General features: G+C 65.8%; 1 protein-coding gene. It reads right to left on the bottom strand.

The window, feature by feature from the left end; genetic code table 11:
- Nucleotides 1-272 (bottom strand): condensation domain-containing protein (locus ACFIF2_RS35995; protein ID WP_395577504.1); only part of this gene is annotated, 272 nt, incomplete at both ends.

Below are 272 nucleotides of genomic sequence, written 5' to 3'. Positions count from 1 at the left end.
CGTGAGAGGTCGCGTTCGGGCTGGAGCCGTTCCACGAGGTACTCGAAGGGAAGATCCTGATGCGCGTACGCACCCAACGCGGTCTCCCGCACCCGCCCCACCAACTCACGGAACGACGGATCCCCCGACACATCCGTCCGCAACACCAGCGTATTGACGAAGAACCCGACCAGACCCTCCAGCTCACGCCGCGGCCGATTCGCCACCGGCGAACCCACCACCACATCCTCCACCCCGCAATACCGCCCCAACACCACCTTGAACGCCGCCAG

This window comes from Streptomyces sp. BK79, from assembly GCF_044142145.1.
Lineage (GTDB): Bacteria > Actinomycetota > Actinomycetes > Streptomycetales > Streptomycetaceae > Streptomyces.
Note: the sequence above shows the minus strand (reverse complement) of the source record. Positions and strands in the feature narration are given on the sequence as shown.